Source organism: Streptomyces sp. SID12488, assembly GCF_010548275.1.
Lineage (GTDB): Bacteria > Actinomycetota > Actinomycetes > Streptomycetales > Streptomycetaceae > Streptomyces.
The window spans coordinates 15,764-33,019 of record NZ_JAAGLT010000024.1 but is presented as its reverse complement, the minus strand read 5'-3'; the positions used below and the strand labels follow the sequence as shown (position 1 = coordinate 33,019).

The following is a 17,256-nucleotide window of genomic DNA, read 5'->3' as shown; positions in this document are numbered from 1 at the left end:
GAGGACGACACGGTGGCCGGCGAACTGCACGCACAGACCACATCGGTGCCCGCCGAGGCGCGCGACAGGCACGCCCAGCTCGCCGAGCGCATCGAGGAGCACCGCTTCCGGTACTACGTGAACGACGCTCCCGTCGTCAGCGACGCGGAGTTCGACAAGCTCCTGCGCACCCTGGAGGCACTGGAGGAGGAGTATCCGGAGCTGCGCACACCCGACTCCCCGACCCAGAAGGTCTCGGGGGCGTACGAGACGGAGTTCACCTCCGTGGAGCACCGCTCACGCATGCTCTCCCTCGACAACGCCTTCGACGACCTGGAGCTGGCGGCGTGGGCGGAGCGCGTCCACAAGGACGTCGGTGCCTCCGAGCACCACTTCCTGTGCGAGCTGAAGGTCGACGGCCTGGCCGTCAACCTGACGTACGAGCACGGGCGTCTCACGCGCGCGGCGACCCGTGGCGACGGCCGCACCGGCGAGGACATCACGCCCAACGTGCGCACGATCGCGGAGATCCCGGACCGGCTGACGGGCGACCGCGTCCCGGACCTGGTGGAGATCCGCGGCGAGGTCTACTTCCCGATGGAGAAGTTCGAGGAGCTGAACGCCCGTCTGGTGGAGGGCGGCGACAAGCCGTTCGCCAACCCGCGCAACGCGGCGGCCGGTTCGCTCCGCCAGAAGGACCCACGCGTCACCGCCACCCGCCCCCTGCACATGGTGGTCCACGGCATCGGCGCCCTGGAGGGCTACGACCCGCTCACCCGTCTCTCCGAGGCGTACACGCTCCTGCACGAGTGGGGCCTGCCGACCACGCGGTACGCGAAGCAGGTCGACGACCTCGACGGCGTACGGGAGTTCATCGCGTTCTACGGCGAGAACCGGCACTCCGTGGAACACGAGATCGACGGGGTCGTCGTCAAGCTCGACGAGATCCCGCTTCAGGGCCGCCTCGGCTCGACCTCGCGCGCCCCGCGCTGGGCGATCGCCTGGAAGTACGCGCCCGAGGAGGTCAACACCAAGCTCATCAACATCCGCGTGGGTGTGGGGCGTACGGGTCGCGTCACGCCCTACGCCCAGGTCGAACCGGTCACCGTCGCCGGCTCGGAGGTCGAGTTCGCCACCCTGCACAACCAGGACGTCGTCAAGGCGAAGGGCGTGCTCATCGGCGACACCGTGGTGCTGCGCAAGGCCGGTGACGTGATTCCGGAGATCCTCGGCCCGGTCGCCGACCTGCGCGACGGCACGGAGAAGCCCTTCGAGATGCCGGCCGAGTGCCCCGAGTGCGGTACACCGCTGCGGCCCATGAAGGAGGCCGACGTCGATCTGCGCTGCCCCAACGGGCAGAGCTGCCCCGCCCAGTTGAGGGAGCGGCTGTTCTATCTCGGCGGGCGCAAGTGCCTGGACATCGAGAACTTCGGTTATGTGGCCGCCGCCGCGCTCACCAAGCCGCTGGAGCCGTCCGAGCCGCCGCTCCTCGACGAGGGCGACCTCTTCGACCTCACCATTGAGCGCCTGCTGCCCATCAGGGCGTACGTCCTCGACCAGGACAGCGGGCTGCCCAAGCGGGACCCGAAGACGGGCGAGGAGAAGATCGCCACGGTCTTCGCCAACCAGGAGGGCGAGCCCAGGAAGAACGCGGTCTCGATGCTCGCGAACATCGCCGCCGCCAAGGACCGTCCGCTGGCCCGGATCATCACCGGTCTGTCGATCCGGCATGTCGGTCCGGTCGCCGCCGAGGCGCTGGCCCGGGAATTCCGCTCGATCGAGCGCATTGAGCAGGCCTCCGAGGAGGAGCTGGCGACCACGGACGGGGTCGGCCCGATCATCGCGGCCTCGCTCAAGCAGTGGTTCGCGGTGGACTGGCACCAGGAGATCCTGCGCAAGTGGCGGGCCGCCGGAGTCCGTATGGAGGAGGAAGGCTCCGGTGAGGACGAGGGGCCGCGCCCGCTCGAAGGGCTCACCGTGGTCGTGACCGGCACGCTCGAACATCACACCCGGGACGGCGCGAAGGACGCATTGCAGAGCCGTGGAGCAAAAGTGACCGGTTCTGTTTCGAAGAAGACGTCTTTCGTGGTTGTGGGTGACAATCCTGGTTCGAAGTTCGACAAGGCCATGCAGCTGAAGGTCCCTGTTCTGAACGAGGACGGCTTTGCCGTACTGCTCGAACAGGGAGCCGAGGCAGCGGCCGAAGCGGCGCTTCCGAACGAGGAGTAGGGGTTGAAGACCACCCGATCGGCGCATACCAGATGCATACGGGTGGCCGGGTCGCATTCGGGCAACCGTCGACGACCGCTGCCCGTGGAAGCCTTCTGCGGCCTACTGTTGACGTATGCGCCTGCCGTGCCCGGATGCGGTTTCGGACGCGGTGTCGTTGACGATTGACGGACATCGGACCGCGTGGCGTGGGCACCGCCGGCTGTGAGAGGGACGGAATGGAACCGACCGAAAGCGCCGCCCCTCCCGCACGGCTGCGCAGACGCCGGATATCCGGCGTCCGGCGCTGGGGCGCCGCCCTTTTCACGGGCACTCCCGAGCCCGCCCGGGAACCGGGCGCGGGCCGCCGGACGGCACGGTTCCTGGAACGCGCGGGCGTCGGCATCCGTACGACCGGACCGGGGAGCAGGACAGGCGCGGCGGGCGGCACCGGACGGCGCATCGTCGCCGACAGCAGGGTGTCGACCCAGCTCACAGCCCACCTCACTGCCGAGGAACGCGTCGCCCACCTCCACGCACACGACCCCGCCCGCCAACTGTCCTGGCCCGCACTGCCCGCGGCGGTCATCGCGTCGGCCGGGTTCGTCCTCGGTGCCGGCTTCTACCGCGGCTTCACCGGCCACAGCGCGCTCTTCCCCTCGGGCAGAGTCGGCTGGGCCCTCGCCGTGCTCACCGGAGTCATCGTCGGCCACCTCGTCGCCCTCGGCCGCGCCCGCTGGTGGGGCGGCACCGGCTCGGGCTCGGCCCTCACCCTCTCCGTACTCCTGCTGTTCGGGTGGGTGCCGGCCGGCATGGTCAGCCTCACCGTCGTCGTCCTGGTCGGCGTGGCCCGGCGCCACCGCTGGCGGCAGGGCATCCTGCACGGCGCGGTGGACATCCTCGGCATCGGCGCCGGCGCGCTGGTGCTCGCCGCGTTCGGTCGGGTCCCGTCCGTCGAGACGCCATGGGACCCGCAGACCTGGAGCGTCTACACGGCGCCCGAGGTGACGCTGATCGCGGTCACCTACCTCGCGCTCACCCGCACCCTGCTCTGGTATCTGCACACCCCGCGCGGCGGACTGCCCACCGCCGCCCGCTCCGCCCTGGTCAGACAGGGCCTGGTCGCGGTCGCGCTGCTCGCCATCGCGCCGCTGATCTGCGTCGTCGCCGTCGCCCTGCCGGTCCTGCTGCCGCTGTTCGCCATCCCCCTCATCGCCCTCGACTCCACCCTGTGGATAGCCAGGGCCCGGGCCGAGGAACAACTGCGCGACCCGCTGACCGGGCTGCCCAACAGACAGTGGCTCCTGGAACGGACCTGGACGGCCCTCGACGATGCCGAACGCATCGACGCGCGGGCCGCGTTGATGCTCATAGACCTCGACCGCTTCCGGTCCGTGAACGACACGCTGGGCCACCTCGCCGGTGACCGTCTCCTCCTCCAGATAGCCGATCGGCTGCGCCTCGCACTTCCGCGCGGCGCGGAGGCCGCACGGCTCGGCGGCGACGAGTTCGCCGTTTTACTGCCGGTCGTCGACTCCACGACGTCGGCCACCCGCGTCGCCCGCAACCTGGTCACCGTGCTCGGCTCCCCGCTCGACCTCGACGGACTCACCCTCGTCCTGGAGGCCAGCGCCGGCCTGGCCGTCTTCCCCGACCACGCGCTGGACGCGGAGGGACTGCTGCGGCGCGCCGACGTCGCGATGTACCAGGCGAAGCGGGACCGCACAGGCGTCGAGGTGTACGAGTCCAAGCGGGACTCGAACACCCCGGACCGGCTCGGCCTGCTGGGTGACCTGCGGCGCGCGCTCGACGCGCACGAGGTGGAACTGCACTACCAGCCCAAGGTGCGCTTCGACGGACAGGTCGTCGGCCTGGAGGCGCTGGTGCGGTGGGTGCACCCGGAGCGCGGGAGGGTGCCGCCCGACGAGTTCATAGCGATCGCCGAGTCGTCCGGGCTGATGCCCCACCTCACGGAGTACGTGCTGGAGTCGGCGCTCGAACAGGTCGCGAAGTGGCGCTCCCAGGGGCTGTTCGTCCCGGTCGCCGTCAACGTCTCCCCGCGCGACGTCCACACCCCCGGCTTCGCCGGTTCCGTCGCAGCGCGGCTGGCCAGGCACGGGGTCCCGGCGGCGGCTCTCCAGCTGGAGATAACGGAACACGTGCTCCTGGAGGATCCGCAGCGGGCCGCGGACACGCTCGCCGCGCTGACCGGGCACGGCGTGAAGATGTCCCTGGACGACTTCGGGACGGGGTACTCGTCGCTGGTGCATCTGCGGCGGCTGCCGGTGAGCGAGCTGAAGATCGACCGGTCGTTCGTGGCGCGGCTGGCGGTGGACACGGAGGACGCGGAGATCGTGCGGTGCACGGTGGATCTCGCGCATTCCCTGGGGCTGCTCGTGGTCGCCGAGGGCGTCGAGGACGACGAGACGTGGGAGCGGTTGCGGGACATGGGGTGTGACGCGGTGCAGGGGTGGCTTGTCGCCGCCGCGATGCCACCGGAGGAGGCCACGGCCTGGTTGCTGGCGCGGGGGACCCGTGGGTGGCAGCGGCCCCGGGCGGCCCTGCCCGCCGCGGAATCGTAGGGAGATCTCCCACCCTCGCACCGCCCGTTTACCGCCCGTTTCAGAGCTGAGCTCTCCTGTGGGGGCTCGGCCGCGTCGGCGGCTGCGGGTGCGTGGAAGCAAACCCGTGCGTGGGTTGGGTCGTCCGCCCCCTAGGATTGGGGCCAAAACCCACACGCACTCACCCCAGAGGATCGCTGCATGCCTGGCATCACGCGCGAGGAGGTCGCCCACCTCGCACGGCTGGCGCGTCTGGAGCTGAAGGGCGAAGAGCTCGACCACTTCGCAGGCCAGCTCGACGACATCATCGGCGCGGTCGCCCGCGTCAGCGAGGTCGCCGACCAAGACGTACCGCCGACCTCGCACCCGCTGCCGCTGACGAACGTCATGCGCGCGGACGAGGTCCGTCCGTCGCTCACCCCCGAGCAGGCGCTCTCCGGCGCCCCCGCCCAGGAGCAGCAGCGTTTCAAGGTGCCGCAGATCCTGGGGGAGGATTAATCACCATGTCGGACAACATCAACGTCAACATCATCCGGCTCACCGCCGCCGAGACCGCCGCGAAGATCGCTTCCGGCGAGCTGACGGCCGTACAGGTCACCGAGGCCCACCTCGCCCGCATCGAGGCCGTCGACGAGAAGGTGCACGCCTTCCTCCACGTCGACCGGGAGGGCGCTCTCGCCCAGGCCCGTGCCGTCGACGCCAAGCGCGAACGCGGGGAGACGCTGGGCCCGCTGGCCGGCGTACCCCTCGCGCTCAAGGACATCTTCACCACCGAGGGGATTCCGACCACCGTCGGATCCAAGATGCTCGAAGGGTGGATCCCGCCGTACGACGCGACCGTCACCAAGCGGCTGAAGGCCGCCGACGTCGTCATCCTCGGCAAGACCAACATGGACGAGTTCGCCATGGGGTCGAGCACCGAGAACAGCGCGTACGGGCCCACCGGCAACCCGTGGGACCTCACCCGCATCCCCGGCGGCTCCGGTGGTGGGTCCTCCGCCGCCCTTGCCTCCTTCCAGGCGCCGCTGGCCATCGGTACGGACACAGGCGGTTCCATCCGCCAGCCCGCCTCCGTCACCGGCACGGTCGGCGTCAAGCCGACGTACGGTGCCGTGTCGCGGTACGGCATGGTCGCCTTCTCGTCCTCCCTCGACCAGGGCGGGCCCTGCGCCCGTACGGTCCTGGACGCCGCGCTCCTCCACGAGGTCATCGCCGGGCACGACCCGCTCGACTCCACCTCCATCGACGCGCCGGTCCCGCCGGTCGTCGAGGCCGCCCGCAACGGCAGCGTCGAGGGCATGCGCGTCGGCGTCGTCAAGCAGTTCCGCGGCGAGGGCTACCAGGCCGGCGTCATCCAGCGCTTCGACGAGTCCGTCACCCTGCTCAAGGAGCTGGGCGCCGAGATCGTCGAGCTGGACTGTCCGTCCTTCGACCTGGCGCTCTCCGCCTACTACCTGATCGCGCCGAGCGAGTGCTCGTCGAACCTCGCCCGCTTCGACGGGCTCCGCTACGGCCTGCGCAGCGGCGACGACGGCACGCACTCCGCCGAAGAGGTCACCTCGCTCACCCGCGCGGAGGGCTTCGGCCCCGAGGTCAAGCGCCGCATCATGCTCGGCACGTACGCGCTCAGCTCCGGCTACTACGACGCGTACTACGGCAGCGCCCAGAAGGTCCGTACGCTCATCACGCGGGACTTCGAGAAGGCGTTCGAGTCTGTTGACGTGATCGTGTCGCCCACGACCCCGACCACCGCCTTCCCGATCGGCGAGCGTGCCGACGACCCGATGGCGATGTACCTCGCGGACCTCTGCACCATCCCGACCAACCTGGCCGGAAACTCGGCCATGTCCCTGCCCTGCGGTCTCGCACCGGAGGACGGACTGCCGGTCGGGCTCCAGATCATCGCCCCGGCGCTCAAGGACGACCGCCTCTACAAGGTCGGCGCAGCCGTCGAGGCCGCCTTCGTGGAAAAGTGGGGGCACCCGCTGCTCGAGGAGGCACCGTCGCTGTGAGCAAAACTCTTTCGAAGGCCAAGGGCTTCAAGAAGTCCAAGTCCGGCACGTACCTGTCCATCGCGACCACCGCGTTCGGTGCGGTCAGCGTCGTCAAGCAGGCCAGGAAGGCCCGCTCCGAGAGCGACACGCTGCGCCTCATCGACGCGGCCGTGTCCGCCGCCGCCGTCGTCACCGGCCTCGCCATCCTCTACCGCGAGCTGAAGCGGCTGGGCGACGACGACGTCCTGCTGGGCTGAGAGGGAACTTTTCACCGTGACCACCACGACCGACGAGTTGGTGTCGTACGACGACGCCCTGGCGACGTACGACCCCGTCATGGGCCTCGAAGTCCATGTCGAACTCGGTACCAAGACCAAGATGTTCTGCGGCTGTTCGACCGAGCTGGGCGGCGAGCCCAACTCGCAGACCTGCCCGACCTGCCTCGGCATGCCGGGCGCGCTTCCGGTCGTCAACGCGATCGGCATCGAGTCCGCCATCAAGATCGGCCTCGCGCTGCACTGCGAGATCGCCGAGTGGTGCCGCTTCGCCCGGAAGAACTACTTCTATCCGGACATGCCGAAGAACTTCCAGACCTCCCAGTACGACGAGCCGATCGCCTTCAACGGCTACCTCGACGTCCAGCTGGAGGACGGCGAGACCTTCCGCGTGGAGATCGAGCGCGCCCACATGGAGGAGGACACCGGCAAGTCGCTGCACGTCGGTGGCGCGACGGGCCGTATCCACGGCGCCTCGCACTCGCTCCTCGACTACAACCGCGCCGGCATCCCCCTCATCGAGATCGTCACCAAGCCGATCGAGGGCGCCGGCGAGCGCGCTCCCGAGGTCGCCAAGGCGTACGTCGCCGAACTGCGCGAACTCATCAAGGCGCTCGGTGTCTCGGAAGCCCGTATGGACCAGGGGCAGATGCGCTGCGACGTGAACCTGTCGCTGCGCCCGCACGGCCGCGAGAAGTTCGGCACCCGGAGCGAGACGAAGAACGTCAACTCGCTGCGTTCCGTGGAGCGTGCCGCCCGCTTCGAGATCCAGCGGCATGCCGCCGTACTGAACTCCGGCGGGACGATCATCCAGGAGACCCGGCACTTCCACGAGGACACCGGGTCGACGACCTCGGGCCGCGTGAAGGAGGAGGCCGAGGACTACCGGTACTTCCCCGAGCCGGACCTGGTGCCGGTGGCACCCTCCCGTGAGTGGGTCGAGGAGATCCGCGCCGGGCTGCCCGAACTGCCGCTGACCCGCCGCAACCGGCTCCTCGCGGAGTGGGGCGTCACCGCGACCGACATGCAGTCGATGCTCAACGCCGGTGCCATCGACCTGATCGTCAGCACCATCGACGCAGGCGCTGACGCCGCCTCCGCCCGCAAGTGGTGGATGGGTGAACTCGCGCGCAGCGCCAACGAGTCGGGCACCCCGCTCGACGCGCTGGCCATCACGTCCGAGCAGGTCGCCCGGGTCGCCGCGCTGGTCACCTCGGGCGATCTGAACGACAAGCTGGCCCGCCAGGTCATCGAGGGCGTTCTCGCGGGCGAGGGCACCCCGGACGAGGTCGTCGAGAAGCGCGGTCTGAAGGTCGTCTCCGACGACGGCGCGCTCAACACGGCCGTCCAGGAGGCCATCGCCGGCAACCCGGGCATCGCCGACAAGATCCGCGGCGGCAAGGTGGCCGCAGTCGGCGCTCTGGTCGGCGCGGTCATGAAGGCGACCCGCGGTCAGGCCGACGCGGCCCGCGTCAAGGAACTGATCCTTGAGCAGCTGGGCGTCAGCGAGGGCTGAGCCAAGCAGTACGAGCAGCACCTGAGGGGCGCATCGGAAACCCGATGCGCCCCTCAGCTGTTGTCAGGTTACGTACGACGCCCCACGACCCGTACGAAGCCCAGGGACCGGCCCTGGTCGGCACGCACCAGCTCCACCGAGTCGCGGGCCATGCCCGCCATGAACTCCTCGGTGCTCTCCTCGGCGCAGACCTCGCTCCACAGCAGCCAGTCGCGCCAGCCGTCCGGCAGCCAGTCGGCGGCCTCCACCGTCACGGCACCGCTGCGCGTCCACTGCCGCCGCCACCAGTCGGCGGTGTGGAACGACCAGAACCCCGGGTCCCAGAACGGCTTGAGGTGCTCCGGCGGCTCCACGCCGACCAACTCCTCGCGCAGCGCCGGTACGACGACTCCGATCCGCCCGCCCGGCTTCAGCAGCCGGGTGAGGCTGGGCAGATACAGGTCGTTCGTGCCGAAGTACTGGTACGCGTCGATGCTCACGATCGCATCGAACGACCCGTCGCCGAACGGCAGTCGGTGAGCCTCGGCGAACACGGGCAGCACCCGGTCGGTGACGCCCGCCTCATTGATGCGGCGCGCGTTCTTGGCGGGCTCGATCCACAGGTCGGCGGCGGTGACCTGGACGTCGTACTCCTTGGCGAGGAAGACGGACGTCATGGCCTTGCCGCAGCCCAGGTCGAGCACGCGGGCGCCCGGCGGGAGGGTGTCGAGGCCGAGCGCGGGGGCCAGCCACTCCAGCAGCCACAGGGCGTGCGGGCCCATCTGGTTGTCGATGGTCCAGCGGGCGTCGTACCGGCTGCTGCGCGGGTAGTCGGGGTGGTTCAGCCGCTCAGCCAGCGGGTCGGGACGGTCGTTCGAGGTCCTGGATGTGATGTCGGACATCGGTGAACGGGCTCCTCGGGTTCTGTGATGAGAAAGAACGGAAGGCGTCGGAGCTCGGTCGGACCTTCAAACAACGCACCTGCTCGGGGAGACGGCGAAAAGCCGGATACGGACAGTCGACGGCCGGACGCTAGCAGTGGGCATCCTGCGTCCGCATCCGAATTCTCAGGCAGACGCGCTACGCTCCCGCGCCATGGACGAGAACGCGGAGGAGTACGAGGAGGAGTACGAAGACGCGCGGCGCGCCCGCTGGACGGCGACCGGGACCGGGGCACTGCTGGCCCTCGTGGGGCTCGCGGCCTCGACGCTCCGTCTCACGGGCTCCGCGCCCGTGCTCGTACCCGGCGCGTACGCCTTCGGCGCCGCCGTCTGCGGGCTCGCGTCGGTGCTGGGGGCGCGGGGGCGCACCCGACGGGCCCTGTGGCTGCTGATCATCGGTGTGATGGTGATGGCGCTCGGCGACCAGTTCGACTGAGCCATGCGTTCAGACGCATTCAGACGTATTCAGACGACAAAGTTCATGTGATTGTCCTGTGATGTGACTCGCAGTCTTGTGAGTAAAGGCACTAACGCCATAAACGATCACCATCGCCTGCGACAGTGGTTCGGCATCTCTCTTGCCTTTGTTCGTTTCTTTGCGGGCCGTTCTGTTCATTCACGACTGCTCCCGGTCAAAGATCCACCTTTCGTTCAGGGAGCACGTCTGTGGCAGTCCTCGCACGCTGGTGTGTCAGGCACCGCCTCGTCGTCGTTCTGATCTGGCTCGCCGCCTTCGCCGGGGTGACCGCCGCCGCAGCCGTCGTGGGCTCGGCGTACTCGAACGACTACGAAGTCCCCGGCACCGAGTCGGGCCGCGCCACCCAGCTCCTGGAGAAAGGTTTCCCCGGTCTGGGCGGCGACACCGACACCGTCGTCTGGCACACGGCCTCCGGCTCCGGCACGGTCCGCGCCGCCGACGTCGAGCAGACGATGACCCGCACCCTGGACCGCATCGCCGACCTGCCCGGAGTGGCCTCGGTCGTCAGCCCCTACGAGGGCCGCGGCGGGAGCCGGATCAGCGCCGACGGGCATACCGCCTACGCCACCGTCACCTTCGACAAGTCCGCCGACGACATCGGCGAGAGCGAGGCGCGGGGCGTCGTGGGCGCGGCCGAGGCGGCGCGGGCCGACGGGCTCCAGGTGGAGCTGGGCGGCAGCGCCATCGCGCTCACCGAGTCGTCCGGCGGGCACCTCGCCGAGGCCGTCGGCGTGGTCGTCGCGGCCCTCGTGCTGTTCCTGGCCTTCGGCTCGCTCGCCGCCTCCCTGCTGCCCATCGCCACCGCCCTGGTCAGTGTCGGCACGGCGTACGCCGGGATCGTGCTGCTCGGACACACGATGACCGTCGCCGACTTCGCGCCGATGCTCGGCATGCTGATCGGGCTCGGCGTGGGCATCGACTACGCGCTGTTCATCGTCACCAGGCACCGGCGCGGTCTCAAGCGCGGCCTGTCCGTCACCGAAGCCGCCATCAACGCCGTCACGACCACCGGACGAGCCGTCGTCTTCGCGGGTGCGACCGTTTGCATCGCGCTGCTCGGGATGCTGATCCTGCGGCTGGGCTTCCTCAACGGGGTCGCGATCGCGGCCTCCCTGACGGTGATCCTGACCGTCGCGGCCTCTGTGACCCTGCTCCCCGCCCTGCTGTCGTTCACCGGGCCGCGCGCCCTCAGCCGGCGAGAGCGGCGCAGGCTGGCCGAGCGCGGGCCCGAGCCGGAGCTGCCCACCGGGTTCGCCGCCCGCTGGTCCGTGTTCGTCGAGCGCCACCCCAAGGCGCTCGGCGCCGCCGCACTGGTTGTCATCGCACTGCTCGCCCTGCCCACGCTCTCGCTCCACCTCGGTACCTCCGACCAGGGGAACAACCCGAAGGCGACGACCACACGCCAGGCCTACGACCTCCTCGCCGACGGCTTCGGGCCCGGCGTCAACGGCCCGCTCACCCTCGTGACGCCCGTCTCCGACGCCGAGGACAAGCTCGTCCTCGACAACCTCGCCGCGACCCTCCGGACCACCGAGGGCGTCGCGTCGTCCTCGCCGGTCACCTACAGCGCGGACGGCTCCACCGGCTACCTCACCGTCGTACCGGAGTCCGCCCCGCAGTCCGCGCGGACCAGTGACCTGGTGGAGCGGCTGCGCGGGACGGTCCTCCCGCGCGCGGAGACCGGCACCTCGCTCGACCTGCATGTCGGCGGGGTCACGGCGAGCTACGACGACTTCGCGGATGTGATCGTCGGCAAGTTGCCGCTGTTCGTCGGTGTCGTGATCGGCCTGGGCTGTCTGCTGCTCCTGCTCGCGTTCCGCTCGATCGGCATCCCGCTCAAGGCCGCCGTGATGAACGTCGCCGCCGTCGCCTCCGCGTTCGGAGTCGTCGTCGCGATCTTCCAGTGGGGCTGGGGCAGCGAACTGCTGGGCCTCGGCAGCGCGGGCCCGATCGAGCCGTTCCTGCCGGTCATCATGGTGTCGGTCCTCTTCGGGCTCTCCATGGACTACCAGGTCTTCCTGGTCAGCCGGATGTACGAGGAGTGGCTGGAGACCGGCGACAACCGGCGGGCCGTCCGGGTCGGCCTCGCCGAGACCAGCCGCGTGATCAACTCCGCGGCCGTCATCATGATCTCCGTCTTCCTCGCCTTCGTCCTCTCCGGCGACCGCGTGATCGCCATGTTCGGCATCGCCCTGGCCGCCGCCGTCGCCCTCGATGCCTTCGTCCTGCGTACGCTCCTGGTGCCCGCGCTGATGCACCTGCTCGGCGGCGCCAACTGGTGGCTGCCCCGCTGGCTGGACCGGCGCCTGCCGCGCATCAGCATCGAGCCGCCCGAGTGCCGGAGCGCAGCCGCGCAAATGCCGGGCCTCGGGGAGCCCGCCCGTGCGAGCATTCCGGACGTACTCGACGCACTCGACATGGACGCCATGGACGTACTGGTGAAGGAGCGACCGCAGGATGTACGCGATATCCCTGGGTGACGACGGCGCGGAACTTCGGCCCCTGGAGCCCTGGCACGCCGAGGAGTTCCTCGCCCACCTCGACCGGGGGCGGGACTTCATCACCCGGCACATCCCCTTCGGCATGAAGTCCACGGACCTCGACTCCGCGCGGGAGCAACTCCAGCGGTACGCCGATCAGCGCGCCGCCGACACCGGGTCGCTGCACGGGATCTGGCTGGACGGGAAGCTCGTCGGCGGAGTGCTGTTCCTCAACTTCAGCGCGGAACACGGCAACTGCGAGGTCGGCTGCTGGCTGGAACCGGCAGGCACCGGACGCGGACTGATCACGCGCGCGATACGTGTCCTCATCGACTGGGCGATTGACGAACGTGGCATGCACCGTGTGGAGTGGCACGCGTCGTCCGTCAACGAATCGAGCATCAACGTGGCGCGGCGACTGGGCATGAGCCGTGAGGCCCTGCTGCGGGAGAACTACCCGCACCGGGGTGTCCGCGCGGACACCGAGATCTGGTCGGTACTCGCGCCCGAGTGGCACGACGCACGCGCGCGTGCCGCTCACAAGGATCATTAAGGAACTTCTCAGACGACGTCCGTACGGTGCGAGGCATGGGAACCAAGACAGCAGACGAGACCGGCGCCGAGACCGGTACCGAGGCGAAGAGCGATGACGTGAAGAGCGGTGCGGAGACGGTGGACATCACCAAGGACGAGCAGCCGGCGGAGGCCGCGGCCGAGACCGAGGCCGAGACCGAAGTTCTGGGCGACGCGGACGAGTACGAGGGCGACGACCTCGCGGAACTGGAGGCGGCGGCCCTCGCGGCCGAGCAGGAAGGTCCCTCCGGCGTGGGCCAGGGCGCTGCCGCCGTCGCGTCCGCCGTGCTCGGCTTCGTCTCCCTGACCGGCAGCTGGCTGGGCACGGTGGCCGGTGCGCGCGAGACGCTCGTCGGCCAGCTGCAGACCGCGTCGTCCGCGAGCGTCGCCACCCAGATCAAGGAGGTCTACGGCGACGCCTGGCAGACCACCGCGCTGTGGGGCGGCATCTTCGCTCTGCTCGGACTGCTCGTCGGTGTCGCGGCCCTCGCCCGGCCCGCGTTCGGCACCCCGGCGAAGCCGCAGGCCGCCTGGATCAAGTCGGTCTCCTGGGCGGGAGTCGCCCTCGGCATCCTCGGACTGCTCCTCGCGGTCCTGAAGTACACCGACGTACTGCTGAGCCTGCCGTCGGCACCCTGACACGGGAGCGGAATCACCGCAGGTCATGAGGGGCCTTAGGCCGGTCGTAAGCACCTTACGGCCCGCCTGGGGCCCTTCTTCTGTTTCTAAGGCCCCCACCCCCTCGGAAGATGCGGAACTCTCCCGATGTGGCGGACCCCCCTGGGAGACGAAGGTTGAGACATCGCAGAAAGCGATGACCGACCGAACTCGCCAGGACCCGAGGGGCATCACATGTTCGAGTACGAACTCCACCAGATCCGTTCCGCCGAACTGCGCCGCGAGGCCGCGGACGAGCGCCTGGCCCGCGAAGCGGTCCGCAGCGCCCGTGCCGCCCGCCGCGAGGCAGTCGGCCGGGCCGCCGAGGGCGAGGTGCATACCGACCGCACGCGCCGGCACTGGTTCACCCGGGCCGCGTGAGCACCGGGGGACGGGCGGACGGTTCTCCCACGGCGGCGCTCCTCCCCGCGCCCGCCGCGGCCGTCCACCCCACGACCCGCAACGGGCCGGTCGCCGTCACGGTGACCGGCCCGTCCGGCACGTCGCCCACCGCCGCGTCCATCGGCTCGATAACCAGTCCCGCGATGTCAGAGCCCTGTGCGATGCTCTGGCCCGTGGAGACCAGGTCCGTCTGTCCGGTGTTCGTCGGTCGCGCCGATGAGTTGGGGGTGTTGCACGACGCGCTCGCCCGCGCCGCCGCCGGTGAGCCGCAGGCGTTGCTGCTCGGCGGAGAGGCCGGAGTCGGCAAGACACGGCTGGTCGAGGAGTTCGCCGACGCGGCCTCCGGCCGGGGCGCCGTCGTCGCGCTCGGCGGCTGCGTCGAGATAGGCGCCGACGGGCTGCCCTTCGCGCCCTTCTCCACCGCCCTGCGCGCCCTGCTGCGCGCGCTGCCCGACGAGTTGGCCGCCGCCGCTGCCGGGCAGGAGGAGGAACTGGCCCGGCTGCTGCCCGAGTTGGGCGAGACCGGCGCCGGACGGCACGACGAGGAGGGCATGGCCCGCCTCTTCGAACTCACCGCGCGCCTCCTGGAACGCGTCGCCGCCGACCGCACGGTCGTCGTCGCCCTCGAAGACCTCCACTGGGCCGACGCCTCCACCCGCCACCTCCTCGCCTACCTCTTCCGCACCCTGCGCACCGGCCGCCTCGTCGTCCTCGCCACCTACCGCGCCGACGACATCCACCGCCGCCACCCGCTGCGCCCCCTGCTCGCCGAACTGGACCGGCTGCGCACCGTCCGCCGGATCGAGCTGAGCCGGTTCAACCGCGCCGAAGTGGGCCGCCAGATCGCCGGTATCCTCGCCGCCGAACCCGAACCGGCCCAGGTCGACGAGATCTTCGACCGCTCCGACGGCAACGCCTTCTTCGTCGAGGAACTCGCCGTCGCCGCCCACGAGGGCTGCCGCACCCGGCTCACCGACACCCTCCGCGACCTTCTCCTCGTCCGCGTCGAGAGCCTGCCCGAGAGCGCCCAGCGGGTCGCCCGGATCGTCGCCGAGGGCGGCTCCACCGTCGAGTACCGGCTGCTCGCCGCCGTCGCCGGGCTCGCCGAGGACGACCTCATCGAGGCGCTGCGCTCGGCCGTCGGCGCCAACATCCTGCTCGCCACCCCGGCTGGCGACGGCTACCGCTTCCGCCACTCCCTGGTCCGCGAGGCCGTCGCCGACGACCTGCTCCCCGGCGAACGCTCCCGCCTCAACCGCCGCTACGCCGAGGCCCTGGAAGCCGACCCGACGCTGGTCCCCGCCGCCGAACGCACGATGCGCCTGGCCAGCTACTGGTACCACGCCCACGACCCGGCCAAGGCCCTCCCCGCCGTCCTGGACGCCTCGGTCACCGCCCGCCGCCGGTACGCGTACTCCGAGCAACTACGGCTCCTGGAAAGGGCGATGGAGCTGTGGGACGCCGTCCCCGAGGCCGTACGGACCACACTCCGTCCCGTCGACTACACCGAGGTCTACCCGCCCTGCGGCTGCGACCCGGAGACCACCCCCCTGCGCTATCTCGACCTCATGGCCGAGGCCGCCGTCGCAGGCCGGCTGTGCGGGGAGCGCGAACGCGCCCTGAAGATCATCAAGCGCGCCCTGCACCTCCTGGAGGAGGACGGCGACCCCCTGCGCGCGGCCTGGTTCTGGTGCCAGCGCTCCCGCCTGGTCCAGGCCCAGTCGCGAGGCGACGGCTGGAAGGAACTCGGCACCGCCCAGGAACTCGTACGCGGCCTGCCGCCCTCGGAGGTGCACGCCGAGGTCCTGGCCAACGTCGCCGCCTGGTCGATGCTGCACTCACCCGGCCCCGACGCCCTCGCCGCCGCCGAGCAGGCGGTCGAGTACGCCCGCATGGTGGGCGCTCACGAGACCGAACTGCACGCCCGGCTCACCCACGGCGGCCTCCTGATCGACGCCGGTGCCACGGAGGCCGGGTTCGCGGAGATGCGCGCGGTCAAGGAACAGTCGGTCGCGGAGAACATCTTCTTCGTCGCCGGACGCGCCTACGTGAACCTCCCCAGCGGACTTGAAGCGGTCGGCCGCTCCCGGGACTCCGTCCCCATCCTGGAGGAGGGCATCGAGTACACCCGTAGGTTCGGCCTGCTGGACTCCGAGGCCTGGGTGTGGGGCAACCTCTCCCAATCGCTGTACTCGCTCGGCCGCTGGGACGCCGCCGCCGACGCCGCGACCAACGCGCTGCGGCGCGGCCACAGCACCAAGCCGCAGGGCGGCGGCGCCGTCTGCCTGGCCCAGCTCGCCCTGGACCGGGGCGACCTGCCCGAGGCCGCGCGCCAACTGGCCATCGCGCACGAGCACTTCGGCACCCACGACCCCATGCCCCAGCACGACCTGCTGCTCGCCCTGGTCACCATCGGTCTCGCTGCCGCAGAGGGCCGCCTCGCCGACGCCCGCACTGCACTGGGCCACGTCCTGGACACCGGCTTCCCGCCCGGCACCCACCGCTACGGCTGGCCGTTGCTCCTGGCCGCCGCCACCGCCGACGCCGACGCCCGCGCCCTGCCCACCGCCGCGCACGGCCGCCCCGAGACCCTGGCCCGCATCCTCGACACCGCCAAGAAGCTCACCACGGGCGCCCCGGTCTGGCTCGCCCACGAGCAGTGGGTCCGCGCCGAACTCCAGCGCGCCGACGACACCGCCACCCCCGACACCTGGTCACCGCTCGTCACCGCCTTCGAGGCCCTGGACCGCCCCCACGACCTCGCCCGGGTCCGCCACCGCCTCGCCGAGGCACTGCTGACGGACGGCGCCGCGCCCGACGACCGCGACCGGGCGACCGAACTCCTCCGGCTGTCCGTCACCGTCGCCGAACACCTGGGCGCCCGCCCCCTCGCCGACGCCGTCACCCGCCTCGCCCAACGCGCCCGCCTCACCCCGGGCCGGGCCCGTCCCACGGCGGACCCCGTGGAGTCCCTGGGCCTGACCAGCCGCGAACGGGACGTCCTGCGCCTGGTCTCCGCCGGCCGCACCAACCGCCAGATCGCCGGGGAACTCTTCATCTCCCCCAAGACGGCGAGCGTCCACGTCTCCAACATTCTGGCCAAGCTGGGCGTCTCGGGCCGGGGAGAGGCGGCGGCGCTGGCCCACCGGCTGGAGCTGTTCCCACCGGGGGCGATCCCTGCCCGGACGGTCGGGTGAGGGGGAGAGCTACGCT

Annotated in this window: 13 protein-coding genes; 12 read left to right on the top strand and 1 reads right to left on the bottom strand. The window is 70.7% G+C overall.

Features of this window, described 5'->3' with window-relative positions; genetic code table 11:
* Positions 1–12: 12 nt before the first annotated feature.
* From ligA to gatB, 6 genes are all read left to right on the top strand, one after another.
* Positions 13–2,208 (top strand): NAD-dependent DNA ligase LigA, encoded by a 2,196-nt coding sequence (gene ligA, locus G3I56_RS30075; RefSeq protein ID WP_164414424.1) that lies wholly within the window; start codon positions 13–15, stop codon positions 2,206–2,208.
* A gap of 218 nt (positions 2,209–2,426) precedes the next feature.
* On the top strand, positions 2,427–4,769 hold the full coding sequence (locus G3I56_RS30070; protein ID WP_164414422.1) for a bifunctional diguanylate cyclase/phosphodiesterase: 2,343 nt from the start codon (positions 2,427–2,429) through the stop codon (positions 4,767–4,769).
* 180 nt (positions 4,770–4,949) lie between these two features.
* Positions 4,950–5,246, top strand: coding sequence for an Asp-tRNA(Asn)/Glu-tRNA(Gln) amidotransferase subunit GatC (gene gatC, locus G3I56_RS30065; RefSeq protein ID WP_015036350.1), 297 nt, complete (start codon positions 4,950–4,952; stop codon positions 5,244–5,246).
* Positions 5,247–5,251: 5 nt separating this feature from the next.
* The gene (gene gatA, locus G3I56_RS30060) at positions 5,252–6,760 is read left to right on the top strand and encodes an Asp-tRNA(Asn)/Glu-tRNA(Gln) amidotransferase subunit GatA (RefSeq protein WP_164414420.1); all 1,509 of its coding nucleotides are present in this window, start codon (positions 5,252–5,254) and stop codon (positions 6,758–6,760) included.
* Positions 6,757–6,999 carry a hypothetical protein gene (locus G3I56_RS30055; RefSeq protein ID WP_164414418.1) on the top strand — a complete coding sequence of 81 codons (243 nt, stop codon included), beginning with the start codon at positions 6,757–6,759 and terminating at the stop codon, positions 6,997–6,999. Before gatA ends, G3I56_RS30055 begins: the two co-directional genes overlap by 4 nt.
* Positions 7,000–7,015: 16 nt before the next feature.
* The gene (gene gatB / locus G3I56_RS30050) at positions 7,016–8,533 is read left to right on the top strand and encodes an Asp-tRNA(Asn)/Glu-tRNA(Gln) amidotransferase subunit GatB (RefSeq protein WP_164414417.1); all 1,518 of its coding nucleotides are present in this window, start codon (positions 7,016–7,018) and stop codon (positions 8,531–8,533) included.
* A gap of 68 nt (positions 8,534–8,601) precedes the next feature.
* Here gatB and G3I56_RS30045 read toward each other — a convergent pair whose 3' ends face one another.
* A complete protein-coding gene (locus tag G3I56_RS30045; RefSeq protein WP_164414415.1) occupies positions 8,602–9,414 on the bottom strand; it encodes a methyltransferase domain-containing protein in 813 nt (270 codons plus the stop codon).
* 193 nt (positions 9,415–9,607) lie between these two features.
* On the opposite strand from G3I56_RS30045, the gene G3I56_RS30040 reads away from it, so the two are divergent.
* The 6 genes from G3I56_RS30040 (at position 9,608) to G3I56_RS30015 (ending at position 17,240) form a co-directional block, all read left to right on the top strand.
* The gene (locus G3I56_RS30040; protein ID WP_164414413.1) at positions 9,608–9,889 is read left to right on the top strand and encodes a hypothetical protein; all 282 of its coding nucleotides are present in this window, start codon (positions 9,608–9,610) and stop codon (positions 9,887–9,889) included.
* Positions 9,890–10,119: 230 nt separating this feature from the next.
* A complete protein-coding gene (locus tag G3I56_RS30035) occupies positions 10,120–12,411 on the top strand; it encodes an MMPL family transporter (protein ID WP_164414411.1) in 2,292 nt (763 codons plus the stop codon).
* On the top strand, positions 12,389–12,964 hold the full coding sequence (locus G3I56_RS30030) for a GNAT family protein (RefSeq protein WP_164414409.1): 576 nt from the start codon (positions 12,389–12,391) through the stop codon (positions 12,962–12,964). Before G3I56_RS30035 ends, G3I56_RS30030 begins: the two co-directional genes overlap by 23 nt.
* Before the next feature lie 35 nt (positions 12,965–12,999).
* Positions 13,000–13,623: a hypothetical protein gene (locus G3I56_RS30025; protein ID WP_164414407.1), complete on the top strand. Its 624-nt coding sequence runs from the start codon at positions 13,000–13,002 to the stop codon at positions 13,621–13,623.
* Positions 13,624–13,836: 213 nt separating this feature from the next.
* Positions 13,837–14,022 carry a hypothetical protein gene (locus G3I56_RS30020; RefSeq protein WP_164414405.1) on the top strand — a complete coding sequence of 62 codons (186 nt, stop codon included), beginning with the start codon at positions 13,837–13,839 and terminating at the stop codon, positions 14,020–14,022.
* A 182-nt stretch (positions 14,023–14,204) separates the two neighbouring features.
* Complete coding sequence (locus G3I56_RS30015; protein WP_203690993.1) at positions 14,205–17,240, top strand: LuxR family transcriptional regulator; 3,036 nt, start codon at positions 14,205–14,207, stop codon at positions 17,238–17,240.
* Positions 17,241–17,256: the final 16 nt, after the last annotated feature.